Below are 24041 nucleotides of genomic sequence, written 5' to 3' on the forward strand. Positions count from 1 at the left end.
GGATGTGGCTGATCGCGCAGTTCCCCGCGCCCCTGAAAAGCAGGGGCTGCGCCCCGTGCTTTTCAGGCCCGCAGGGCCGGGCCAACCCCGGTGTGGGCGCGCGGTGGCCTGTGAGTGCTGGGGCGTGCCTTGCCGTCTTGGTTCAGAGGGCGGTGAGGTGCCCCGGTGTCGGGGTGCGCGGGTGGCGCGGTAGCAAGGACGGTTCTGTCGGGGCGTGGTGGGGCTCCAGGGCCAGGACCGCCGCCACGGGGTGGTCCTCGGGCACGGGGGCGGGACTCACCGGCCGGTCGGGGTCCGTGGGCCGGATCACGGCCTCGGGGGTCACCCGGGTCAGCAGCACCACACCCCGCGCCGCCACCACGGCCCCCGCCCCCGCGAGCAGCGCCCCCGCCACCCCACCCCGCAGGCCCTCCCCGAGGAGGGAGAGGCCGATCACGGCGGCGGTCAGCGGGTTCGCCAGGGTCACGACCGCGAGGGGGGCGCCGAGGCCCCCTTGGTACGCCGTCTGGGAGAGCAGCAGCCCGCCCACGGCGAACGCGGCCACCAGCAGGGCCACCACGACGACCTCCACGTCGAGGAGCGACCCCGATCGGTCCGTCGCCGCGACCGTGACGGTCTGGGTGAGCGCGGAGGCGACACCCGAGGTCATGCCCGAGGCACCCGCGTGGCGCAGCCCGGGCTTGGCGCCGGGCCGCGACAGCAGTCCGACCAGGGCGACGGTCGCGCCGGCCACGGCGACGGCCTCCGGAAGACTCAGTACGTCGTCCGGCGCGGACCCGGACGCGACGACCAGGATCGCGGCGAGACCGGCCAGCGTGAGCGCGGTGCCCCGCCACTCCGTCGAGGTGACCCGGCGCCCCGCCACCCGCGCCCCGAGCGGCACCGCGGCCACCAGCGTGAGCGCGCCCAGCGGCTGCACGACCGTGAGGGGGCCGTACTTGAGGGCGACGACGTGCAGCAGCGCGGCGCCCGCGTTGAGCGCGACCGAACTCCACCAGGCGCCGCTGGCGAGCATCCGCCCCACGCCCGAGCCGGCGCTGCGCGAGGCGAGCCGCTCCTGGGCCACGGCGGCGGCCGCGTAGGCCACGGCGGAGACCAGCGACAGGGCGACGGCGACGAGGGTGGCGTTCATCGGGCCGCTCCCACCAGGACGGGTTCCTCGACCGGAACGAGGGTTGCGGAGTTTTGCCCGGCGGCCGTGGCCGTCCGGTGCGGGAGCGGGACCACGGCGAGGACGACGGCCAGCAGCGCGCCCGCCACGATCGCGTCCAGCCAGTAGTGGTTCGCGGTGCCGACGATCACCACCAGGGTCACCAGCGGGTGCAGCAGCCACAGCAGGCGCCAACGGGAGCGGGTCGCGGCGATCAGGCCGACCGCGACCATCAGGGCCCAGCCGAAGTGCAGCGAGGGCATCGCCGCGAACTGGTTCGCCAGCGAGTCGGTCGCCGGCGCCGCCGAATACACCGACGGCCCGTACACCTGCCCGGTGTCGAGGAGGTGCGCGCCGTCCAGCATCCGCGGCGGGGCCAGCGGGAACGCGAGGTGCAGCAGCAGCGCGGCGGCGGTGAGCGCGGCGAGGACCCGCCGCGCCCAGACGTAGTGCCCGGGGCGCCGCAGGTACAGCCAGACCAGGAAGGCCGCGGTGGCGGGGAAGTGGACGGTGGCGTAGTAGACGTTCGCGACGTGGATCAGCGTGTCGCCGTGCAGCAGCGCGGCCTGCACGGAACCCTCGCCCGGCAGGCCGAGGGCGCGCTCCCAGCTCCACACGTCGTGGGCGTTGCGGAAGGCCTCGGCGGTGTGCCCGTTGGCCAGCAGCCGGCCGAACTTGTAGACGAGGAAGAGCCCTGCGACGAGCAGGAACTCACGGACGAGGGGCGGCCGCGGTATCGCGGCGGCCGGCTCTCGCGCAGGCGCGGTGCGGCATTCCATCCCCGGCCCTTTCACTGACGGCGCTGGTGGCGCTGGTTCCCTTGGCGGCACAAAGATCGACACGACGATCCCCACGACGATCGACACGCCGTAGTACCGATACGTGCTGGTACCGATACGAGAGTGTACCGATACGTTCCCGTACCGAAACGAGGGGGTATCGATACGCCACTGTACCGATACGGAGCCGTTCCGGTACAGTGGCGTTTCGACAGGCCTTTCGGCATGGGGACGACCGAAGGAGACACGAGTCATGACGTCGCAGGCAGCGGAGGGGCCGGAGACGGCCGCCGCCTCGCGCCGCTCCAAGCTCACGCCCGAGCGCGAGCTGGAGTTCTTCGACGCTGTGCTCGAACAGATCCGTGAGTGCGGTTACGACTCGGTGACCATGGAGGGCGTCGCCGCGAGCACGCGGTGCAGCAAGTCGACGCTCTACCGGCAGTGGCGGACGAAGCCGCAGTTCGTGGCGGCCGCGCTGCGCGCGCGCCGCAGTGTCCGCTTCGCGGGGATCGACACCGGCACTCTCGCCGGCGACCTGCGCGAGGTGGCCAGGCAGGCGGGAGAGGGCTACGTTCTTGAGGGGCGGCTGTTCCAGGCCCTCGGCCATGCCGTCGTGCAGGACGAGGAGTTGAAGGCGGCCCTGCGTGACGCGCTGGTGGAGCCGGAGATCGACGCGCTGCGGGCGATGATCGCCCGTGGGGTGGCGCGCGGCGAGGTCCCCGCGGACCACCCGGCGCTGGAGTTCGTCCCGGCGCAGATCTTCGGCGTCCTGCGGGCCCGGCCGGTCCTGGAGGGCCAGGACGCGGACGAGACGTACATCACCAAGTTCATGGAGGCGGCCGTGCTGCCGACGCTCGGCCTCTCATAAGGCTCAGGCCGCCGTCCGTGAGTCGACCGGACGACGACCTGATCGCGCCGCACCGTGGGGACGGGGGCGGCGCGTAACCCCGGCCGGGTGGGATTCCTCTGGAGCGGAGAGGAACCCCACCCGGCCGACTTGTCTGACCGACCTTTTGTGCGGGCCGATCACGTCGCAGTGCGGGCGGATCGCGTCGCAGTGCTGGCGGATCCAGTGCCGGCCGATCGCGTCGACGGCCGACGGTTCATGCGGGCGGGCGCGGCTGGCCTCACGGCCGCCACCGCCTACGGCTGCCGCCGCCCCGAGGCCGCACGCCGCCCCGCCACCGCCCCGCGGCCGCACCCCGCCTCACACCTCCTGGCCGCTGCCGCCCCCGCTGATCGACGCCTTCTTGATGCCCTTGGTGATCTCGTCGATGACCGACTGCTTGGGCGCCTTGTCGCTCACGTCGATGCCGAAGCGGACCACGACGAGCCGCGAGGAGTCGGCCGGGGAGGGGAAGGCGAGGGACTCGACATAGCCGTCGTCGCCCTTGCCCGTGACCACCTTCCAGCGGACGTAGTACCCCTTCTCGCCGGCCACGGTCACCGCCTTGGAGGCCAGCTCCTCGTGCGAGGTGATCTTCCCGTAGCCCTCGCTGCCGTAGGCGTCCTCGGCGTTCTGGGCGATGTCCTCCTTGGCGGCCGCCTCGGCTGTCGTTGCCTTGAGCTTGAGCAACTCGGCGGGTGTGGAGTACGCGCCGCCGCGCGTGCAGGTCTTGGAGGGGTCGGCCGGGCAGTCGTACGACGCCTCGGTCGTCACCTGGGCGCCGACCTGCAGCGGTGAGGTGACCCAGCCCTCGGGCACGGGGATGCTGATGCCGCTGGTCGTGTCGGTGGCGTACCCGTCCTCCTGCGGCGGCTGCCCCGACCCGTCCGGCCCGGGCGTCCGACCACCGGAACCACCCGAGCCGCCGGGGCCGCCCTGGCCACCGGAGTTGCCGCCCTGGCCGCCGTCGTCACCGGGCCCGCCGTTCTGCCCGCCGGGCCCCTGGGAGGTCGTACTGCCCTCGCTGCCACCGTCGTTGCTGGTCAGCGCGTACACGCCCACCCCGATGCTGGCCAGCACCGCGGCGGCCACGGCGACGGCTATCCCGACGCGCAGGCCGCGCTTGGGGGTGGGAGCCGGGGCCGGGTATCCGGGGTACCCGGGGTATCCGGGGTGGCCGCCGGGCCCCTGCGGATAGGGGCCGGCCCCCGGCGGGTAGGCCGGCGGACCGAACCCCGCGGCGGCCGAGCCGACGGGGCGGACCTGGTCCGTCCACGCCTTGCCGTCCCACCAGCGTTCGGTGGCGGGCGCGTCACTTGTCTGCCCCGGGTCGGGGTACCAGCCGGGAGGAGTCACCTGCGTCATGGGGCAACCGTATGAGGCCGGAGTGAAAACCGGATGAGAGGGGCGGAGATTCGCCCCCGAGCCGCCCCGATACCCGGCGGCTTCCACCGCAGCCCGCCCCCGTGACTCACGAGGAGGAGGCCCCGGTGCCCCCGGCGTCACCGATCCCAGCACGCTGGGACGGCAGGCGCCCGTGCTCGACGGGGCGGTGCCCACCGGCCGGAAGAAGACGCCAGCGCGAACGAGGCGTACGTCGCACGAGTGCCTCCGCCTCGCCGCCGCCCTCCGGGGTGACGAAGCGCGCGGCGATGATCGTGGCGAAGTGTGGGGACCCGCCACCACCGGAAGTCCGGCAAATCATCTTTCGATCACGGCAAGTTGACTACCCGTCACGACCAACGCGCCAGGTGGGCGCCGGGATGCGTCGTCCCGGAGCCTTCCGTCGTCACCCGACACGGCAATAGGTGCCCGGACCAGCCTCCACTTGGGCGGTCGGAGGGCTACGCTCAATGACCTGTACGTCGTTCGGGCGACGCTGGGGAGGTAACGGGATGACGGAGGGACGGCCCGACGAGGCCGCCTCGGCTCCCCTGTGGGAGCGCGACACGGAGATCGCCGCCGTCGCACAGGCGATCGACGAACTCCGGGTCGACAAGGCATCCCCGGGCAGTGTTCTGGTGTTCAGCGGTGAGGCGGGCATCGGCAAGACCGCCCTCCTGACCGAGGCCCGCCGGCTCGCCGAGGCACGGGGCTGCACGGTGTGGTACGCACGCGGCGGCGAGACCGTCGCCTCCGTCCCCTTCAATGTCGTACGGCAGTTGCTGCAGCCCGCGTTGATCGGGCTGTTGGAAGAGGAGATCCGCGAGTACCTGGGCGACTGGTACGACATGGCCGGACCGGCGCTGGGGCTCACGGAGCCGGGCGCGGGCACCGCCGACCCGCAGGCCGTGTGCGACGGGCTGGTCGCCGCGGTGAACCGGCTCTCCCGACGTACCTGGCCGCTCGTGCTGCTCATCGACGACGCCCACTGGGCCGACCAGGAGACGCTGCACTGGCTGTCCGCAGTCGTCGACCGTCTGACGGAGATGTGTGTCCTCGTCGTGGTGGCCCGCCGCCCTGGTGAGGCCACCGGTGAAGGCACCCGCCACCTCGCCCGGATCGCCTCGAAGGCCCGCCCGCTGGCCCCGCTCAGCTCGCTCACCCCCGACGCCACCGCCGGACTCACCCGTGCCACGGTCGGTGAGCACGCCGACGATCCGTTCTGTCGCGAGGTCTGGGCCGTCACCGGCGGCAACCCGTACGAGACCGTCGAACTGCTCGCCAAGGTGCAGGACAGCCCTCTCGAACCGGTCGAGGGATCCGCCGCCGAACTGCGCGATCTGAACCGCTCGGCACGCGGCCGGGGCCTTGTGGCCCGGCTGGAGACGCTCGGTGTCGACGCCACTCGCTTCGCCTGGGCCGCGGCCATCCTGCACACCGGTATCTCTGTGGACATCGTCGCCCGGCTCGCCTCGTTGAGCAGGGAGACGGCGGCCGAGTGCGCCCGCCTGCTGACCGACGCGCGCATTCTTACGGAACCGAGTCCGGTGAACCGCCGGGCGGAGGACGGCGATCTCGAGTTCGTGCATCCTCTGATCGCCACAGCGGTCTACAAGTCGATCCCGCCGGGCATCAGGACCGCGTTCCACGGCGTGGCCGCGACCGTCGTCAGCGAGTCCGGTCGCGGAGCCGCGGCGGCATCGCGCCACCTCGTCGAAGTGCACGCCGACGGTGACCCCGAACTGGTCGAGCAGCTGCGCGCCGCCGCGCGCGAGCACCTCGCCGTGGGCGCCCCGGACGCCGCCCGTCGTTGTCTGGAGCGGGCGCTGAAGGAGCCGCCGGAGCCGGACGTCCGTGCCCGCGTGCTGTACGAGCTGGGCTGTGCCACTCTGCTCACCTCGCCCGCCACCACCGTCGAGTACCTCCGCTCGGCGCTCGCCGAACCGGGGCTCGACGACGACGAACGCGTGGACGCGGTCTTCAGGCTGTCCCAGGCGCTGCTCCACAACGACCAGTTGGAGGAGGCCGTCCGCACGGTCGACGCCGAGGCCGCCCGGCTGGAACCGGGGCCGGCCCGGATGCGACTCCAGGCCGCCCACTACATGTGGGAGGTCATCCACGCCGACGTGGAGCTCTCGCCCACCCACTCCCAGGAGCTCTCGGCCCTCGCCGCGACCTGCACGGGGAAGGACAACTCCGAGCGCGCGCTGCTCATCCTGCGAGGCTTCGAGGCGGTGGTCCGGGGCGAGAACGCCGAAGAGGTCGTCGAGTTCTGCGACCGCGCCCTCGTCAACGGCCGACTGGCGCCCGGCCTCGGCTGGACCGACAGCGAATGGGACATCGAACTGCCGCTGATGCTGGCCATCGCGTACGCCTACGCGGACCGGCTCGACCGGGCGGAGAGCCTCTACACAGAGGCTCTGCGCACCTATGAGACGGCCGGGTGGAGCGGTGGTCATCTCGCTCTGGCCCATGCCTATGTCGGACACGGGCATCGCATGCGGGGCCGCCTCAAGCAGGCGGAGGAGTCGCTGCGCAAGTCACTGGCCTTCGCCGAGAGGGTCGGCCGCGGGCTGCCGCTGCACTGGTCGTCGACCTGCAACCTCGTCGACACGCTGCTCGCCCGCGGTCATGTGCAGGAGGCGTGGGACGTCGCCGAGGAACACGGCTTCGCGCCACCGTACCCGTCCACCGTGGTGCTGCCCGACCCCCGTTCCGTCCGCGGGCGGTTGCTGCTCGCCGTCGGCCGAACCGAGGACGGCATCAACGAGTTGGAGGCCGCGGAGAAGGCAGCCGCCTCCCGCGGGCATCACAACACGGTCATCGCCCCCTGGGGCGGGGACCTCGCCCGGGCCCTCGCCACCGAGGACCCGCGCCGTGCCGCCGAGTTGGCCCTGAACGTCCGTCGCCGTGCCGAACGCCTCGGCACGGACACCGCCATCGGTGAGGCCCTGCGGCTGGAGGCCTACCTCGCCACCGGCAAACAGGCCTCCTCCCTGTACGCCAAGGCGGTCACCTACCTGGCGGCCTCGCCCTCCGCCTACGAACACGCGGCGGCGCGTGTCGACTACGGCATCGCGATCCGTTCGGCCTCCGAACTCAACCGGGGTCTGACCCTGGCGGAGTCCTGTGGAGCGGACGGGCTGGTCAGGCGGGCGAGGGAGGCCCTGGACCGGTTGGTGTAGCTCAGGCCTGCCCCTCCTCCTCCGCCAACACCCTCTGCGCAGCGGCGAACGCCGAGTTCGCGGCCGGTACGCCGCAGTAGACCGCTGATTGGAGGAGGACGGCGCCGATGTCGTCCGGGGTGAGGCCGTTGCGGCGGGCCGCGCGGATGTGCATGGCCAGTTCGTCGTAGTGGCCGTGGGCGATCAGCGCGGTCAGTGTGATCATGCTGCGCTCACGGCGGGACAGCGTCGGGTCGGTCCAGATCTCGCCCCACGCGTAGCGGGAGATGAAGTCCTGGAAGCGGGCCGTGAAGGGCGTCTGCCGGGACTGGGCGCGGTCCACGTGCGCGTCGCCGAGCACCTGGCGCCGTACCTCCATCCCGCGCTTCGGGTATCCGTCGACATGCCCGCGCAGTGCCGCCAGTACGGCCTCCGGCCGCTCCGCGGGGGCGAGGTGCGACGCCCCCGGGATCTCGGTGAGCGTCGCCCCGGGCACCGCGTCCGCGATCTCCCGCAGATGCGCGGGCGGCGTCGCCGGGTCCTCGCGGCCGGCGACGAGGAGCGTGGGCACGGTGATCCCGGGCAGCTCCGCGCGGATGTCGAACGCGGCGAGCGCGTCGCAGCAGGCGGCGTACGCCTCGGGGTCGGCGCGGCGGTGGTCCTCCACCAGCTCCGGTACGGTGAAACCGGGCGTGAACCACCGCGCGTCGGCCGTCTCCGCGAGCCCGGCCAACGCTTCCCGTCCCTCCCGGCGCACCCGTTCCGCCCGTTCCTCCCATGGCTTGGAGCCGTTGAAGTGGGCCGAGGAACAGAGCACCGCCAGGGACGAGACCCGCTCCGGGTGGTGCGCGGCCAGCCACAGACCGACCGCGCCGCCCAGCGACACCCCGGCGTACGCGAACCGTTCGACGCTCAGCGCGTCCGCCAGGCGCAGCACCAGGGCCGCCAGGTCACCGACCGTCGCCCCCGGCGCGATCAGCCCGGCGGAGGAGCCGCCGTGCCCGGGCAGGTCCCAGCGGATCACCCGGTGCGTGATCGACAACTCGGGCGCCACCTTGTCCCACAGCCGGGTGGAGGTACCGAGGGAGGGGCCGAGCAGGAGGGGGGGAGCGGAAGGGGCGCCCTCCGCACGGTGGTTGAGCAGTTGGTCGGTCAACGTCGCTCCAGGGCGCGGTCGGTGAGGGCTCCGGCGGAGCCCGTGTAGCGGGTGGGGTCCGTGAGGTCCGCGAGGTCGAGGTCCTTCAACTCCGGTTCCTCGGCGAGCAGCTCGCCCAGCGGACGGCCTTCGGCGTAGACGCGCTCGGCCGTCCGGGTCAGCAGCTCCTTGGCGCGGGCCCTGCCCAGCACCGGCGCGAGCTCGGCGGCCAGCCGCTCCGAGACGATCAGCCCGTGGGTGAGGTCCAGGTGCCGGCGCATCGCGTCGGTGTCCACGCGGAGCCCCCGCGTGAGCTCGACCGCGTCCCGGGCGGCACCCCCGACCAGCCGGAGCAGCTCGCGCAGCGGCTCCCACTCCGCGTGCCACGCCCCGGCCGGCCGTTCGTCCTCGGCCGCCAGCGACCCGTACAGGGTCGCCGCCAGGTGGGGCGCGCGCCGGGCCGCCGCCGCGATCAGCGTCGACCGTACCGGGTTCGCCTTGTGCGGCATCGCCGACGATCCGCCCCCGCTGCCCTCGGCGACCTCCGCGATCTCGGTACGGGCCAGGGTGAGCACATCCACCGCGATCTTCCCCAGGGCGCCGGCGGTGAACGCCAGCGCTCCGGCCAGGTCCGCGATCGGGGTACGCAGGGTGTGCCAGGGCAACTCGGGTGCGTGGAGGCCGAGTTCACGGGCGTAGGCGGTGCTCAGGGCGGCGGTGTCGGTCGCCCCGAAGACGGTGAACGCCGCCAAGGTGCCTGCCGCGCCCCCGAGTTGGGCCGGCAGCGTCGCCCGTACGACGGCCAGCCGGTCCCGGGCGTTCAGGAGCAGGGAGCGCCAGCCGGCGGCCTTCAGCCCGAAGGTCGTCGGCACGGCGTGCTGGGTGAGGGTGCGGCCGGGCATCGCGGTGTCCCGGTGCGCGGCGGCGAGCGCCGCCAGCGCGGCCTCCGTACCGCCGAGGTCGGCCAGGACCAGATCGAGGGTGCGCGCGGCGACCAGCATCGTCGCCGTGTCCAGGATGTCCTGACTGGTCGCGCCCCGGTGGACGTACCGGCCGTACTCCGTGCCGACCGCCTCGGTGAGGTCCGCGACCAGCGGGATCACCGGGTTGCCGCCGCCGCGCGCGCGTTCCGCGAGGGAGCGTACGTCCAGGACGGCGGCGTCCGCCGCCGAGGTCACCGCGGAGCCGGCCGCGGCGGGGACCAGCCCCAGCGCGGCCTGGGCGCGGGTCAGCGCGGCCTCCGCGTCGAGCAGCGCCCGCAGATAGGCGGTGTCGCTCGTCGCGGCCGCGGCCGGGGAACCGGCCCACCCGGGGGCGAGCAGACCGGTGTCGGCGTCGGCAGATGTCACTGGAACTCCAGGAAGACCGTTTCGCCTTCGCCCTGAAGGCGGATGTCGAAACGGTAGGTGCCGTGACCCTGGTCCTCGGCGATCAGCGTGCCCCGGCGCGCCTCGTCCACCCGGGAGAGCAGCGGGTCGGCGGCCAGTGCGGCGTCGTCGCCCGGCAGGTAGATCCGGGTGTACAGGTGGACCAGCAGGCCCCGCGCGAAGACGCACACGCTGAGGTACGGCGCGTTCCGCCCGCGTGCGCCGGGGCGCAGCGTACGCGCGGTCCAGTGCCCGCTGGCGTCGGTCTGGACTCGGCCCCAGCCGGTGAACTCCACCCCGTTGCGGCCCAGGAAGCCGCCGCTCGCGGAGTCGCGGCGCATGGAACCGTCGACCCGGGAGACGTTGCCGTCCGGGTCCGGGCCCCACAGCTCCAGGAAGGCGTCCGGCAGCGGGTTGCCCTCGCCGTCGAGGATGTGGCCCTGGAGGGAGATGGTGTCGGGGTGGCCGAGGGGAGCGATGTCGCCGCCGCCGGGGAAGGGCAGGGCGTGGCCGTAGAAGGGGCCGACCGTGTGCGACGGGGTCGGCAGCACCGTCTCCGGGCGGCTGGTGTCGATCTTCGTCATGGCAGGTCAGCGTCCTTCTTCGATCCAGGTGGCCTTCGGGCCGTCGAGCACGATGTCCCAGACGTAGCCCATCGAGAACTCCGGCACGGACAGGCTGTGGTCGTACGTCGCGACCAGCCGCTGCCGGGCCGCGTCGTCCGTCACCGACTGGATGATCGGGTCGTACGGGAAGAGCGGGTCGTTCGGGAAGTACATCTGCGTCACGAGCCGCTGGGTGAACGCCGAGCCAAAGAGCGAGAAGTGGATGTGGGCCGGCCGCCAGGCGTTGACGTGCTGGCGCCACGGGTACGGGCCCGGCTGGATCGTCGTGAAGTGGTAGTGGCCGTCGTCGTCGGTGAGCGTGCGGCCGACGCCCGTGAAGTTCGGGTCCAGGGGCGCGTCGTGCTGTTCGCGCTGGTGGGCGTAGCGGCCGGCCGAGTTGGACTGCCAGATCTCGACCAGCTGGCCGCGCAGCGGGCGTCCGTCGCGGTCGAGGAGCCGCCCGGAGACGGTGATCCGCTCACCGATGGGCTCGCCGTCGTGCTGCCGGGTCAGGTCGTTGTCGATCTCGGTGATGTCCCGCTCCCCGAAGGCGGGGGAGGACAGCTCCACCAGCTCGGGATCCTTGGTGACGTCGATGGAGATCGGCGGCTGCTTGGGGTGCCGCAGCACCGAGGACCGGTAGGGCGCGTAGTCCCGGCGGGGCTGGTGCTCGACGGGCGCGCCCTCGGCGAGCCGCTTCTCGTAGGCGGCGTGTTCGGCCGCGATCTCCCGATCGATGTCGGCTTGGGTGAGAGTCATGGAGGTTCCTGAGGTCTTGTCGGTCTCGTCGAAGTCGGCGGCTGGATCGCGCCCCGTCAGGGGCGCGGGGAACTGCGCGGCCAGCCACGTACGGCCCGCAGTCGGCGAACGGCGCTTACAGCGGAGCGTCAACGCTCCAGGACGAGGGCGAGTCCTTGCCCGACCCCGATGCACAGCGTGGCCACGCCGACGCCCGAGCCCCTGCGCGCCAGCTGGTGCGCGACCGTCCCGGCGAGTCGCGCGCCGGACGCGCCCAGCGGATGGCCGAGGGCGATCGCCCCGCCCTGCGGATTGAGGATCGCCGGGTCGAACTCGGGCCACTCGGCGACACAGCCGAGCACCTGCGCGGCGAACGCCTCGTTCAGCTCCAGGACGTCCAGGTCGTCGAACGATTTCCCCGCCTTGGCCAGCGCACGCGTGACCGCTTCGACGGGAGCGAGCCCGAAGTAGTCGGGGTCGACGGCGTTCACCCCGGTCGCCGAGACGCGCGCGAGCGGCTCACGCCCGGTGGCCGCGAGCCCCTCCTCGTCCACCAGCAGCAGCGCGGCGGCCCCGTCGTTGAGCGGCGAGGCGTTGCCGGCCGTGACCGTGCCCCCGTCCGGACGGAAGGACGGCTTGAGCCTGGCCATGGCGGCCAGGGACGCGTCGGCCCGTACGCACTCGTCGGCGCCGAAGACGACCGGGTCGCCCTTGCGCTGGGGGAGGGCGACGGGCGCGATCTCGTCGTCGAAGGCCCCGGCCGCCCGCGCCGCGGCCGCCTTGCGGTGGGAGGAGAGGGCGAACTCGTCCTGCTGCTCCCGGCTGATCTTGTGCTTGTCGGCGATGAGTTCGGCCGACTCGCCCAGCGGGATCGTCCACTGCGGGTCCATCCGCGGGTTGACCATGCGCCAGCCCAGCGTGGTCGAGTACAGCTCGGTGTGCCCGGCGGGGAAGGGCCGGTCGTTCTTCTGCAGGACGTACGGGGCGCGGGTCATGGACTCGACACCGCCGGCGACGGCAATCGACGCGTCACCCAGCGCGATGGCGCGCGCCGCCTGGATCACGGCTTCCAGACCCGAGGCGCACAGCCGGTTGACGGTGACGCCCGGCACGGAGGTGGGCAGCCCGGCCAGCAGGGCGGCCATGCGGCCGACGTTGCGGTTCTCCTCGCCCGCGCCGTTGGCGTTGCCGAAGTACACGTCCTCGATCCGTGCCGGGTCCAGGTCCGGCGTACGGGCGAGCAGTTCACGGACGGCGTGCGCGGCGAGGTCGTCAGGGCGCACAGCCGCGAGGCCGCCGTTGTAGCGGCCGATCGGGGTGCGGACCGCGTCGACGATGTAGACGTCCTTCGTGCCGTTGCTCATCACTGGCCCTCCTCGGGGACGCGCACCTTCGCGGCGGTCTGGGCGACGATCTCCTCGACGGTGACTCCGGGCGCGGTCTCCAAGAGCACCAGGCCCTCGTCGGTCACGTCGAGCACGCCCAGGTCGGTGATGATCCGGTTCACGCAACGCTTGCCGGTCAGCGGCAGCGCGCACTCCTCCAGGATCTTCGCCGAGCCGTCCTTGGCGGTGTGGGTCATGACCACGATGACCGTACGCGCGCCGTGGACCAGGTCCATGGCACCGCCGATCCCAGTGATCATCTTGCCCGGGACGGCCCAGTTGGCGAGGTCGCCCCGGGCTGAGACCTGCATCGCGCCGAGGACGGCGACGTCGATGTGGCCGCCGCGGATCATCGAGAAGGACAGCGCCGAGTCGAAGAAGGAGGCCCCCGGCAGGACGGTGACGGTCTCCTTGCCCGCGTTGATCAGATCGGGGTCGACCTGGTCCTCGGTCGGGTACGGGCCGGTGCCCAGGATGCCGTTCTCCGACTCCAGGATCACCTCGACGTCGTTCGGGAGGTGGTTCGGGATCAGTGTCGGCAGTCCGATGCCGAGATTGACGTACTGGCCGTCGCGCAGTTCGCGGGCGGCGCGGGCGGCCATCTGTTCACGGGTCCAGGCCATCACTCGCTCACCGTGCCCTGTGCCGCGACGGAGACCGTCCGCTTCTCGATCTTCTTGTCGGCCGCCTGCTCGGGGGTGAGGGCGATGACGCGCTGCACGAAGACGCCGGGCACATGCACGGCGTCCGGGTCGATCCCGCCGGGCTCGACCAGCTCCTCGACCTCGGCGATCGTCACCTTGCCCGCCATCGCCGCGAGAGGGTTGAAGTTGCGGGCGGACTTGTTGAAGACCAGGTTGCCGTGGCGGTCGCCCCGGGCGGCGCGGACGAGCGCGTAGTCGGTGCGGATGCCGCGTTCGAGCACGTACTCGACGCCGTCGAACTCGCGGACCTCCTTGGGCGGCGAGGCCAGCGAGACGCCGCCGCTGCCGTCGTAGCGCCAGGGGAGGCCGCCCTCGGCGACCTGGGTGCCGACGCCGGCGGGGGTGTAGAACGCCGGGATGCCCGCGCCGCCCGCGCGCAGCCGCTCGGCGAGCGTGCCCTGCGGGATCATCTCGACCTCCAGCTCACCGGCCAGGTACTGCCGCGCGAATTCCTTGTTCGCCCCGATGTACGAACCGGTCACCCGTGCGATCCGGCCGGCCGCGAGCAGGACCGCGAGGCCGGACTCCATGGCTCCGCAGTTGTTCGAGACGACCCCGAGGCCCGACACCCCGCGCTCGTGGAGCGCCTGGATCAGTGCGTTCGGCACACCGCTCAGCCCGAATCCGCCGACGGCGAGGGTCGCGCCGTCCGGCACATCGGCCACTGCCTCCAGGGCTGTGGCGACCACCTTGTCCATCCGTGAGGCCCCATCTCGTCCGCGCATCCGGTGACCATTAATCAGGGCACTGAGCATTTGGGTGAAGTTTCTTTCACGCTGCCACTCGTCGGCTCCGTCGTCAAGAGCTGCGAAAAGGGTGGGAAGGCGGGGTGCGCGTTATGGACACACCCCGAGGGTCGGCGGGTATCGTTCAGTGCACGGACGAATTGCCGAGCCGAGGAGCGAACATGGCCGCGGTGGACCTCTCCACCCACCCCGGGCACCTGGCCCGACGGCTGCAGCAGGCCCACTACCTGCTGTGGAACGTGATGGTCTCCGAGGAGATCACCTCGCCGCAGTTCGCGGTCCTCAACACCCTCGTCGCCGAACCGGGGCTCGACCAGCGCACGGTGGGGGAGCGGGTGGGGCTCGACCGGTCCACGATGTCCGAGGTCATCAGCCGGCTCGGGCGCCGGGGGCTCCTCGACAAGGTGCGCGATCCGCAGGACGGGCGACGGTTCCTGCTGCGGCTCACGGACGACGGGGTGCGCACGCACCGCAGGCTCACGGTGCGGACGGCGCGGATGAACCAGGTGTTCCTGGGCCCGCTCTCGGCGGAGGAACAGGACGTGTTCTTCGACCTGATCCGACGGGTGGCCGACGCGGCGGAGGAACTGCGCAGCCCGGTGGAGGCGCTCCGCTAGCGGGTGCCGGGCGTCGCGGTGCCGGGTGCCGGGTGCCGGGTGCCGGGCATCGCGGGGCCGGGTGCCGGGCGTCGCGGACACGGCCCGGGCACCCCGCTACGAGCGGTCGGCGGCGTACACCACCCACACCTGGCCCTCGGCGAAGTTCATCGGTTCGCCGCCGGTCGTCGTGAAGTCCGTGCCGTCGGTCGCGGTCTTCCGCTCCCAGCCGGCCTCGAAGACCCTGCCGTCCCGCAGGACCTCCGCGCGGCCCGAGCCGACCGTCTCCGTGTACGGGGTGTTGTTGCCGAGGAAGTCGTGGAACCGGGACTCGCGGATCTTCACGTACTGGACGACCACCGTGGCCGGGGCGACGCGGACGTCGTCGGTGGTGACCGTAGGGCGCCCGTCCATCGAGACCTGCCAGCGGCGGCTGTCGTCGGACCACGTGAACGTGAAGCGCGCCGCCGGGTAGCGGACGGTGCGGGAGTCCTCGGGGGTGCCGCCGGAGGGGGCCGGGCCGTGGCGGAAGCCCGTGGTGAGGGCGTCGGCGCCGGGCGCGGAGCCCATCAGTTCAGCGGGCCGCAGATACAGGTTGTGCGGTGCGGGCTTCTCGTCGCCCCGGAAGTAGGCGTCGTCGGCGTCCTCGGGGGTCTTCGCGTGCAGGGGCGCCTTGTCGATCAGCGGAAGGAGCTTGCCCTGCGCGCCCGAGAACGCCAGGGTCGGCTCGTCGAACTGGCGCAGCAGCTCCAGATCGGACTCGCGGGCACTGCGCACCGGTCCGACCGCCTCCGGGAACCGGGTCGCGTACACGGCCATCAGTCGGCTGAGGCCGCCCTCGACCTGCTCGGCGTAGACGATGTCCGCGGCGTCGAGGCCGGTCTGAGGGCGGGCGGGGGAGACGTTGTCGATCTTCACCGCGAGTACGGAGCCGACCGGTGGGGCGCTGATCGGGTCGTCCCTGCGGCTGTCGCCCTGTCCTTTCCCGTCGTCGCTGTCCGTGCCGGTCGAGGTGCATCCCGCCAGCAGGGTGGCCGCGATCGCGGCGGCGAGCAGTGCCCCTGTCGTCGCGCCGCGCCGGGCCCCTCGCGTCCGCGATCTGTCGCGCACCGTACTCAAGTCGCTCATGATGCATCCGATTGTGCACTTATCCGTTCATGGATGGCCATAGTGGATTGTTTCTGACTGGTTCGGGAGTGAGGCGCCGGGTACTCGGCCGCCACCTGCTGAATCAGGCGAGGGAACGGAGTGTGGGCACGATGAAGGCAGTGACGTGGCAGGGCAAGCGGGACGTACGCGTGGAGACCGTGCCCGATCCGGTGCTGAAGGAGCCGACCGACGCGATCATCCGAATCACCTCCACCGGGCTCTGCGGCTCCGACCTGCACCTCTACGAGGTGCTCACCCCGTTCATGACACCGGGCGACATCCTGGGCCACGAGCCCATGGGCATCGTCGAGGAGGTCGGCGCCGGGGTGCCCGACCTCGCGGCGGGCGACCGGGTCGTCGTGCCGTTCCAGATCGCCTGCGGCAGCTGCTGGATGTGTCTCACCGGGCTCCCCACCCAGTGCGAGACCACCCAGTGCACCGGCGAGGGCATGGGCGCGGCCCTCTTCGGCTACACCCGGCTGTACGGCGCGGTCCCCGGGGCCCAGGCCGAGTATCTGCGCGTCCCGCAGGCCCAGTTCGGGCCGATCAAGGTGCCGGAGGGGCCGCCCGACGACCGGTTCCTCTACCTGTCCGACGTGCTCCCCACCGCCTGGCAGGCGGTCGAGTACGCGCACGTCCCGCCCGGCGGCAGCGTCGCCGTGCTCGGCCTCGGCCCCATCGGCGACATGGCCTGCCGGGTGGCCCTGCAGCGGGGTGCCGAGCACGTGTTCGGGGTCGACCTGGTGCCCGAGCGGCTGCGCAGGGCGCGCGAGCGGGGCGTGCAGACCTTCGACCTCAGGGACTTCGACAGCGAGAAGGAGCTGGTCGGCGCGATCCAGGACCGGACCGCCGGACGCGGCCCCGACTCCGTGATCGACGCCGTCGGCACCGAGGCCCACGGCAGCGCGGCCGCCCGGCTCGCCCAGAACGCCACCGGGATGCTGCCCCGGGCCATCGGCTCACGCCTCACGGAACGCCTCGGCGTGGATCGGCTCGCCGCCCTCTACACCGCCATCGACCTCGTACGACGCGGCGGCACGATCTCCCTCTCCGGCGTCTACGGCGGCAAGGTCGACCCGCTGCCCCTGCTCACCCTGTTCGACAAGCAGATCCGGCTGCGCATGGGCCAGGCCAACGTCCGCACCTGGAGCGACGACATCCTGCCCCTGCTCACGGACGACGACCCCCTAGGCGTCGACGACTTCGCCACCCACCGGGTGCCGCTCACCGACGCCGCGCACGCCTACGAGATGTTCCAGCGCAAGGAGGACGGGGCCGTGAAGGTGATCATGGAGCCCTGAGCGCCTCAGATCTGAGCCCTGAGCCCGGCGACCGGGTTCAGGTGCCCAGGATCTCCGCCAGGTCGTAGGTCACCGGCTCCTCCAGCTGCGCGTAGGTGCAGCTCTCCGCCGTGCGGTCCGGGCGCCAGCGCCGGAAACGGGCCGTGTGGCGGAAGCGGACGCCGTTCTCCATGTGGTCGTACGCCACCTCGGCCACATGGTCGGGGCGCAGCGGCACCCAGGAGAGGTCCTTCTTCGCCGACCACCGGCTCGGCGCGCCCGGCAGCCGTGCCGTCTCGTGCGCGGCCTCCTCGGACCAGGCGGCCCAGGGGTGCTCGCGGATGTCCTCCAGCCGCAGCGGCTCCAGCTCCTCCACCAGCTCCGCGCGCCGCTTCATGGGAAAGGCCGCGCACACGCCGATGTGCTGGAGCGTGCCCCCGTCGTCGTAGAGACCCAGCAGCAGGGAGCCGACCACGGGTCCGCTCTTGTGGAAGCGGTACCCGGCGACCACCACGTCCGCCGTCCGCTCGTGCTTGATCTTGAACATGGCCCGTTCGTCCTGCCGGTAGAGCAGGGTGAGCGGCTTGGCGATCACCCCGTCCAGCCCCGCCCCCTCGTACTGCTCGAACCACTGCTCGGCCAGCTCACGGTCCGTGGTCGCCGGCGCGAGATGCACCGGGGCCGTCACCCCGGACAGGGTCTGCTCCAGAAGGGCACGCCGGTCGGTGAGCGGGACGTGGAGCAGCGCCTCGTCGTTCAGCGCGAGGATGTCGAAGGCGACGAAGGAGGCCGGGGTCGTCGCACCCAGCATCCGGACGCGGGAGTCCGCGGGGTGGATACGCTCGGTGAGGGCGTCGAAGTCCAGCCGCCGCCCGTCCCGGACGATCACGATCTCGCCGTCCAGCACGCAACGCGCCGGCAGCCGCTCCCGCAGGGCCGCCACCAGCTCGGGGAAGTACCTGGTCAGCGTCTTCCCGGTACGGCTGCCGAGTTCCACCTCGTCCCCGTCGCGGAACACGATCGCCCGGAACCCGTCCCACTTCGCCTCGTAGTGCATGTCCGGCGGGATCTTCGCCACGGACTTGGCGAGCATCGGTTTCACGGGCGGCATCACCGGAAGATCCATGCCTCCGATTCTGCGACCGCGCGGGAGCCGCCGCTCGGCGAACCTCGTCCGGTATGCGGCATCCGACCGTTCCGCCTACCGTGGCTCGCATGGGCGAAGCGGTGGAACTGGAGGCGGCGGGACGGACGGTACGGCTGTCCAGCCCCGGCAGGATCTTCTTCCCGGAGCGCGGCTTCACCAAGCTGGACCTCGCCCAGTACTACATCGCCGTCGGCCCCGGCATCCTGCGCGCCCTGCGGAACCGGCCCACCACCCTGGAGCGCTACCCGGAGGGCGTGACGGGCGAGAACTTCTTCCAGAAGCGCGCCCCCAAGAACATGCCCGACTGGATCCCCACCGCGCACATCACCTTCCCCAGCGGCCGCAGCGCCGACGAGATGTGCCCGACCGAGGTCGCCGCCGTCGTCTGGGCCGCCCAGTTCGGCACGCTCACCTTCCACCCGTGGCCCGTCCGCCGCGACGACGTCGACCGGCCCGACGAACTCCGCATCGACCTCGACCCGCAGCCCGGCACCGACTACGCCGACGCGGTGCGCGCCGCGCACGAACTGCGGGAGGTCCTCCACGAGTACGGCGGACTGCGCGGCTGGCCCAAGACCTCCGGCGGCCGCGGTCTGCACGTCTTCGTGCCGATCCGGCCCGACTGGACCTTCACCCAGGTACGCCGTTCGGCCATCGCCGTCGCCCGGGAACTGGAGCGCCGGATGCCGGACCAGGTGACCACGGCCTGGTGGAAGGAGGAACGCGGCGCGAAGATCTTCGTCGACTACAACCAGACCGCCCGCGACCGCACCATCGCCTCCGCCTACTCCGTACGCCCCCGCCCGTACGCCCCCGTCTCGGCGCCCCTCACCTGGGACGAGGTGGGGGTCGCCGTGCCGCGTGACTTCGACCTGGGGACGATGCCGGGGCGTTTCGCCGAGGTCGGTGACGTCCACGCCGACATGGACGAGCACGCGTTCTCGTTGGAAGCGCTGCTGGAGCTGGCGGCACGGGACGAACACGACCACGGGCTCGGGGACCTGCCGTATCCGCCGGAGTACCCGAAGATGCCGGGGGAGCCGAAGCGGGTGCAGCCGAGCAGGGCCAAGAAGACATGACGGCGGCCCGTGCCCCTCGCGGGACACGGGCCACCTTCGGTTCCCTACAGTTCCTTGATCCGGATGTCGCGGTAGGAGACGACGTCCGTCGTGCCGTGGACCTGGAGTCCGATGTAGCCGGAGGCGAACCGTCGCCCGTCCGTGCCCGGGTCGTCCGAGCGGGGCGGGGTGAAGTCCTGGCCGCCGGTGTTGTCGAACTCGTTGATCAGGACGCCGTTGCGGTAGACCGAGTAGCGCTGGTCGACCACCCTGATCTCGTAGTCGTTCCAGGTGCCCTTCTGGGTGACGCCCGCCCCGGCGAGCCCCACCCGGTCGAAGCCGTAGACCGACCCCGTCTTGTACATGTCGCCGTCGGGCCGGTCGAGGACCTGCACCTCATGGCCGTACTTGATGGCCACCCACTCCGGCCGTGACTCCTCCGGGTGGTCGTGGACGCCCGGGAAGCGCACGAACACACCGGAGTTGGCGTTGCCGGTGCCGGGCGCGTCGTCCCGCCACTGCAGGCGCAGGGAGAAGTCGCCGTACTTCCGTTCGGGGAACCACAGCATGCCGAGCCCGGCCTTCGTCGTGCCGGAGGTGATCGAGCCGTCGGTGTTCAGCCCGAACGAACCGCCGCCCACCTGCTGCCACTTGGCGAACGACTCGGCCGTGCCGTCCAGGATCGTGCGGTAGCCCTCCGTCTGGCCGGGCCTGCCGATGCCGGACTCCTCCGCCGCCTCCTTCACGGCGGTGTACTCGCGCAGGTCGACGACCCCCTCCCGGAACAGCTTGTCGAGAACGGTGTCCACGTGCTTCAGGAACAGCGCGTGGGACGTCCACTCCTTCTCGTCCTCGATCAACTCGTTGATGCGGCAACGGTTGTTGGTGACCCGGTTCGGCACGCCCGAGTCGACCGTGCCGACGAAGACCGTCAACCGCTCGTCGTACTCGGCGCAGTTGGGCGCGGGGACCCCGCCGCCGGCGACGACGGTGAAGCTGACCGAGCGCGCGGCGGCCGTGTTGCCCGCCTTGTCGCTCGCCCGGTACGCGACCGTGTGGGTGCCCGCCCGGTCGACCACCACGGGGGCGGTGTAGGCGAGATAGGGGCCGCCGTCCAGCGAGTACTCGACGGCGGCCACGCCCGAGCCACCGTGGTCGGTCGCGCTCACGGTGACCTTCGCGCTCTTCAGGTACGCCCCGGCGGAGTTCCGGTCGCCCTCGACGGTCACGCCCGTCACCGGGGGTGTGGTGTCGGTGGCGGGCGGGGCGACGACGGTGAAGCCGACGCTCTTCGCGGCGGCGACGTTGCCCGCCTTGTCCGTGGCCCGGTACCGCACCTTGTGCGTGCCGACCTCGTGCACCATCACGGGCGCGGTGTACGGCTGCCAGGCCCCCGAGTCGCCGAGGGCGTACTCGATGGTGTTGACCCCCGACCCGGTGTCCGACGCGGAGACGGTGACCGTCGCCATGGACACGTAGTCGCCCTGCGGGTTCTTCTCGCCGGCCACGGTCGCCGAGGTCTCCGGCGCGGTCGCGTCGTCGGTCGGCGGTGCCACGACGGTGAAGCCGACGCTCTTCTCGGCCGCCGTGTTGCCCGCCTTGTCGACCGCGCGGTAGCGGATCTTGTGCGTGCCGACCTGGTCGACGACCACCGGCGTGGTGTACGGCAGCCAGGCTCCGGTGTCACCGACGGCGTACTCGATCCGCTCGACACCCGAGCCGCCCGGGTCGCTCGCGCTCACCGCCACGGAGGCCGAACCGACGTACGCGCCCTCCGAGTTCTGCGTCCCGGCGACCTGGGCCGAGGTCTCGGGCGCGGTGGTGTCCTCGCCGGTGCCCTCGGTCACCACGAGGATGCCCTGCATCTGGCCGTGCCCGGGGATCGTGCAGTAGTAGCGGTAGCGGCCGGGGGTGAGCGTGACCTCGGCGGTGTGGCGGCCGCCCTGGTCGTCGCCGGGGTTGGCGAGGATGTTGAGCGGCACGTCGTTGTTGTACTCCGGGTCGGAGACGTCGAACGTCAACGTGTGCGGCATGCCCATGGTGTTGCCCGTGGCCTTGCTGTTCTCGAACACGAGCGTGGTCGGGCCCGCCACCGCGGTCTGCGGCGCGGTCAGGTACTTGGTGATGTCGTCACCGGCGGTCCAGGTGAGCACCTGGGCGGCGGCCTTCTCCGGCGCCGCGTCCGTGCGGCCGGAGGCGGGCGTCGACGTGAGCCCGAGGACCATCAGCAGGGCCGCCACCAGGGCCGCCCACAGACGTCTTTCCCGCATCACTCCGCCTTCCTCGCCAGCTCGCCGGCCGCCGGTGTCGGGCCGCCGCCCGTGTAGGTCACGCGCCACAACGCCGACTTGGCGTCCGAGGTGAAGAAGCCGCGTCCGTAGTCCAGGACGTACAGCGCGCCGTCCGGACCGAACTTCCAGTCCATGAGGTTCCTGATGCCGTCCGCCCCGACCGGCACGATCTTCTTCAGGGACTCCGCGTGGACCGGGAGTCCGCCGCTGCCCTGGTTCTTCGGGTCCATGACCACCGCGTGGCGCGGCTGGTCGGCGTCGTAGAAGTCGCCGACGAACCACTTGCCGTCCCAGTAGGCGGGCCACCGGACGGAGTTGTCGACGGACTCGGTGTGCCGGTAGACCGGCCCGTTCATCGTCGCCTGGCCGCCGCCCTTGAGCCACGGCAGCAGGTACGTGGCCTCCTCGTTCTTGTACGAGGGGATGCCGCTCGCGTCCCGGGGGAAGTCGGGGGCGCCGCCTTGCGGCGCGTACCAGATGTTGTTGCCGGTCACCGGGGGCAGGTTGACGAGCCCGTCGTTGTTCGGGGACTCGTTCTTCGGGCGGTCGCAGTCGTACCAGCCGAGCGGTTTCGACGGGTCCGGCAGGTTGCGGTCCCGGTAGGGCTGCTTGTTGCCCATGCAGTACGGCCAACCCCGGTTGCCCGCCTCGGTGATGGCGGCGAAGGTGTCGTACTTGGCGGGCCCCCAGGTCGTCGACGGCGCGCTCGCGTCGGGGCCGACCCAGCCGGCGTAGAGGACGTCGGTCTGCCGGTCGACGAAGATGCGGGCGGGGTTCCTGACCCCCATCACATAGATCTCACCGCGTGTCTTGCCCCCGCCCTCGGCGGTCTCCTTGCCGGTGAAGAGGTTCCCCGCGGGCAGGGTGTAGGTGCCGTCGGGCTCCGGGTGGATGCGGAGGATCTTGCCGTTGAGGTTGTTGGTGTTCCCGGCGGTGCGGCGCGCGTCGGCGAAGGAGACGCCCTTGTAGTTCGGCTCGGGGTTGTTGCCCGAGTAACCGGCGCTGAAGCCGCTGGAGTTGTTGTCGCCGGTCGCGATGTACAGGTTGCCCTTCGAGTCCCAGCTCATCCCGCCGCCGGAGTGGCAGCAACTGTGGATCTGCACGGGCCACTTGAGCAGGACCTTCTCGCTGCTCAGGTTCAGCTTGTTGCTCGCGAGGTCGAGGGTGAAGCGGGAGACGCGGCGCTCGGCCATCCGGGTGTCACGGTCGATCCGCGAGTGCGGCGTGTAGTGCAGGTACACCCAGCCGTTCTGCTGGAAGGCGGGGTCCAACTCGATGCCCAGCAGGCCCTCTTCGACCTTGATCAGCTCGTCGCCGCCGCCCTTGTTGCCGAAGACGGTGAGGGCGCCCGCGAGGGTGACCTTCTTCGTCCTCGGGTCGTAGACGTGGATCTCGCCCTTGCCCTTGCCGATGTCGGGGTTGTTCCAGTCGGTGACCACGGGCTGGGAGGAGTCGGCGCCGCCCCGGCCGATGTAGAGGACTCGCCCGTCGGGTGCGGTGACCAGGCCGTGCGGTTCACCGATCTGGTCGTTCTGCCCGGGCTGGTTGGGCTGGGTCAGCCGCTCGGCCTTGTAGTTGGCGGTGATGGTCGCCTTGCAGTCGGCCTGCGCGAGGCGGGAGGTCCAGAGCAGGGCGCCGCGCAGATGCGTACGGAAGTCGGTCTCGTCGTACGCGGAGACCGTCCCGCCCATGCCCGTGTAGAAGGAGCGTCCGCCGTCGTAGTCCCGGCACCAACTCACCGGGTGGTCCCAGCCGTTGGCGCCGGTGCCCGGCTGGTACGTCGACTCCCGCACCCGGGCCACGGTGTGCACGGAGCCCGACGGGTTCTTCGTCCAGTTGAGCCACTTGTCGGGCCGCTTCCACTGCGTCGGCAGGTCCTTGGTGGCCGGGTGTCGCCGGTCACCGACCTCGACGGTCGCCCGCTGCACGGTGGTCGGGCTCGACGGGGCCGGCCGGGCGCCGATCAGTCCGGTGAACCAGTCCGAGTACGGCTCGGCGCGGGCCGCGTCGTGGACGCCGACGAAACCGCCGCCCGCCTCCATATAGCTCTCCAGGCCCGCCTCCTGCTCCGGATCCAGGACGTCACCGCCGCCGGTCAGGAAGACGACGGCGTTGAACCCGCTCAGCCGGGCCTCGTCGGTGAAGACGGACGCGTCGTCGGTGGCCACGACCCCGAACCGCTCGGCGGCCGGCCCCGACAGGCCGATCCGTTCGATCGCCTCGATCCCGGCGTTCACGACGGGGGACTCGTCCCCGGCCGCGGCGGAGCCGTGGAAGATCAGCACCCGAGGGCCCGAGCCGCCCGGGGGTGACGTGATCGACATCGTTGTCAGCGGTGGTTCCGGCGCCGGTCGCGCCTGGGCCGCGGGGCCCGACAGGAGTCCGGCGGTGACGACCGAGGCGGTCAGGGTGGCCGCCCAGGCCCGTCTCTTCGCGTCGCTCAACCCTCGTAAGTACATGGGCACCTCCTCGGTCACA

Annotated in this window: 19 protein-coding genes; 5 read left to right on the plus strand and 14 right to left on the minus strand. The window is 71.9% G+C overall.

Going from position 1 to position 24041, the window contains the following annotated elements:
- Positions 1-142 precede the first annotated feature (142 nt).
- Both L3078_RS38670 and L3078_RS38675 read right to left on the minus strand, forming a co-directional pair.
- A complete protein-coding gene (locus tag L3078_RS38670; protein WP_239758816.1) occupies positions 143-1132 on the minus strand; it encodes a DMT family protein in 990 nt (329 codons plus the stop codon).
- Positions 1129-1929, minus strand: coding sequence for a phosphatase PAP2 family protein (locus tag L3078_RS38675; protein ID WP_239758817.1), 801 nt, complete (start codon positions 1927-1929; stop codon positions 1129-1131). The genes L3078_RS38670 and L3078_RS38675 overlap by 4 nt, the downstream gene beginning before the upstream one ends.
- A 253-nt stretch (positions 1930-2182) precedes the next feature.
- Between L3078_RS38675 and L3078_RS38680 the strand changes: the two genes are divergently transcribed.
- Complete coding sequence (locus tag L3078_RS38680; RefSeq protein ID WP_239758819.1) at positions 2183-2797, plus strand: TetR/AcrR family transcriptional regulator; 615 nt, start codon at positions 2183-2185, stop codon at positions 2795-2797.
- Between the two features lie 339 nt (positions 2798-3136).
- On the opposite strand, the gene L3078_RS38685 is transcribed toward L3078_RS38680, so the two are convergent.
- On the minus strand, positions 3137-4180 hold the full coding sequence (locus L3078_RS38685) for a DUF2510 domain-containing protein (RefSeq protein WP_239758821.1): 1044 nt from the start codon (positions 4178-4180) through the stop codon (positions 3137-3139).
- Between the two features lie 530 nt (positions 4181-4710).
- On the opposite strand from L3078_RS38685, the gene L3078_RS38690 reads away from it, so the two are divergent.
- Positions 4711-7383: an ATP-binding protein gene (locus L3078_RS38690; RefSeq protein ID WP_239758823.1), complete on the plus strand. Its 2673-nt coding sequence runs from the start codon at positions 4711-4713 to the stop codon at positions 7381-7383.
- Between the two features lies 1 nt (position 7384).
- On the opposite strand, the gene pcaDC is transcribed toward L3078_RS38690, so the two are convergent.
- The 7 genes from pcaDC to L3078_RS38725 form a co-directional block, all read right to left on the minus strand.
- Positions 7385-8518: a bifunctional 3-oxoadipate enol-lactonase/4-carboxymuconolactone decarboxylase PcaDC gene (gene pcaDC, locus L3078_RS38695; RefSeq protein ID WP_239758825.1), complete on the minus strand. Its 1134-nt coding sequence runs from the start codon at positions 8516-8518 to the stop codon at positions 7385-7387.
- Positions 8515-9846, minus strand: coding sequence for a 3-carboxy-cis,cis-muconate cycloisomerase (pcaB, locus tag L3078_RS38700; protein ID WP_239758827.1), 1332 nt, complete (start codon positions 9844-9846; stop codon positions 8515-8517). The genes pcaDC and pcaB overlap by 4 nt, the downstream gene beginning before the upstream one ends.
- A complete protein-coding gene (pcaG, locus tag L3078_RS38705; RefSeq protein ID WP_239758828.1) occupies positions 9843-10448 on the minus strand; it encodes a protocatechuate 3,4-dioxygenase subunit alpha in 606 nt (201 codons plus the stop codon). Before pcaG ends, pcaB begins: the two co-directional genes overlap by 4 nt.
- Before the next feature lie 6 nt (positions 10449-10454).
- On the minus strand, positions 10455-11228 hold the full coding sequence (pcaH, locus tag L3078_RS38710; protein ID WP_239758830.1) for a protocatechuate 3,4-dioxygenase subunit beta: 774 nt from the start codon (positions 11226-11228) through the stop codon (positions 10455-10457).
- 128 nt (positions 11229-11356) lie between these two features.
- A complete protein-coding gene (locus tag L3078_RS38715) occupies positions 11357-12571 on the minus strand; it encodes a thiolase family protein (protein ID WP_239758832.1) in 1215 nt (404 codons plus the stop codon).
- Positions 12571-13215, minus strand: a complete 645-nt coding sequence (locus L3078_RS38720) for a CoA transferase subunit B (RefSeq protein ID WP_239758833.1) — start codon at positions 13213-13215, stop codon at positions 12571-12573. Before L3078_RS38720 ends, L3078_RS38715 begins: the two co-directional genes overlap by 1 nt.
- Positions 13215-13994 (minus strand): CoA transferase subunit A, encoded by a 780-nt coding sequence (locus tag L3078_RS38725; RefSeq protein ID WP_239760651.1) that lies wholly within the window; start codon positions 13992-13994, stop codon positions 13215-13217. Before L3078_RS38725 ends, L3078_RS38720 begins: the two co-directional genes overlap by 1 nt.
- Positions 13995-14203: 209 nt before the next feature.
- Here L3078_RS38725 and L3078_RS38730 point away from each other — a divergent pair, with 209 nt between their 5' ends.
- Positions 14204-14659, plus strand: coding sequence for a MarR family winged helix-turn-helix transcriptional regulator (locus L3078_RS38730; protein WP_239758835.1), 456 nt, complete (start codon positions 14204-14206; stop codon positions 14657-14659).
- A gap of 96 nt (positions 14660-14755) precedes the next feature.
- Here L3078_RS38730 and L3078_RS38735 read toward each other — a convergent pair whose 3' ends face one another.
- Positions 14756-15766: a DUF3048 domain-containing protein gene (locus L3078_RS38735; protein ID WP_239758836.1), complete on the minus strand. Its 1011-nt coding sequence runs from the start codon at positions 15764-15766 to the stop codon at positions 14756-14758.
- A gap of 131 nt (positions 15767-15897) precedes the next feature.
- On the opposite strand from L3078_RS38735, the gene L3078_RS38740 reads away from it, so the two are divergent.
- Positions 15898-17088, plus strand: coding sequence for a zinc-dependent alcohol dehydrogenase (locus L3078_RS38740; RefSeq protein ID WP_239758837.1), 1191 nt, complete (start codon positions 15898-15900; stop codon positions 17086-17088).
- Between the two features lie 37 nt (positions 17089-17125).
- Here the strand turns inward: L3078_RS38740 and L3078_RS38745 are convergent, their stop codons facing one another.
- Positions 17126-18193, minus strand: a complete 1068-nt coding sequence (locus L3078_RS38745) for an ATP-dependent DNA ligase (protein ID WP_239758839.1) — start codon at positions 18191-18193, stop codon at positions 17126-17128.
- A gap of 89 nt (positions 18194-18282) precedes the next feature.
- On the opposite strand from L3078_RS38745, the gene ligD reads away from it, so the two are divergent.
- Positions 18283-19293, plus strand: coding sequence for a non-homologous end-joining DNA ligase (gene ligD, locus L3078_RS38750; RefSeq protein ID WP_239758841.1), 1011 nt, complete (start codon positions 18283-18285; stop codon positions 19291-19293).
- A gap of 44 nt (positions 19294-19337) precedes the next feature.
- Here the strand turns inward: ligD and L3078_RS38755 are convergent, their stop codons facing one another.
- Together L3078_RS38755 and L3078_RS38760 are read right to left on the minus strand one after the other, a co-directional pair.
- Positions 19338-21542, minus strand: a complete 2205-nt coding sequence (locus L3078_RS38755; protein ID WP_239758843.1) for an OmpL47-type beta-barrel domain-containing protein — start codon at positions 21540-21542, stop codon at positions 19338-19340.
- Positions 21542-24022 (minus strand): ThuA domain-containing protein, encoded by a 2481-nt coding sequence (locus tag L3078_RS38760; protein WP_239758844.1) that lies wholly within the window; start codon positions 24020-24022, stop codon positions 21542-21544. Before L3078_RS38760 ends, L3078_RS38755 begins: the two co-directional genes overlap by 1 nt.
- Between the last annotated feature and the right edge of the window lie 19 nt (positions 24023-24041).

Origin of the sequence: Streptomyces deccanensis, from assembly GCF_022385335.1 — a bacterium.
Taxonomy (GTDB): Bacteria; Actinomycetota; Actinomycetes; order Streptomycetales; family Streptomycetaceae; genus Streptomyces; species Streptomyces deccanensis.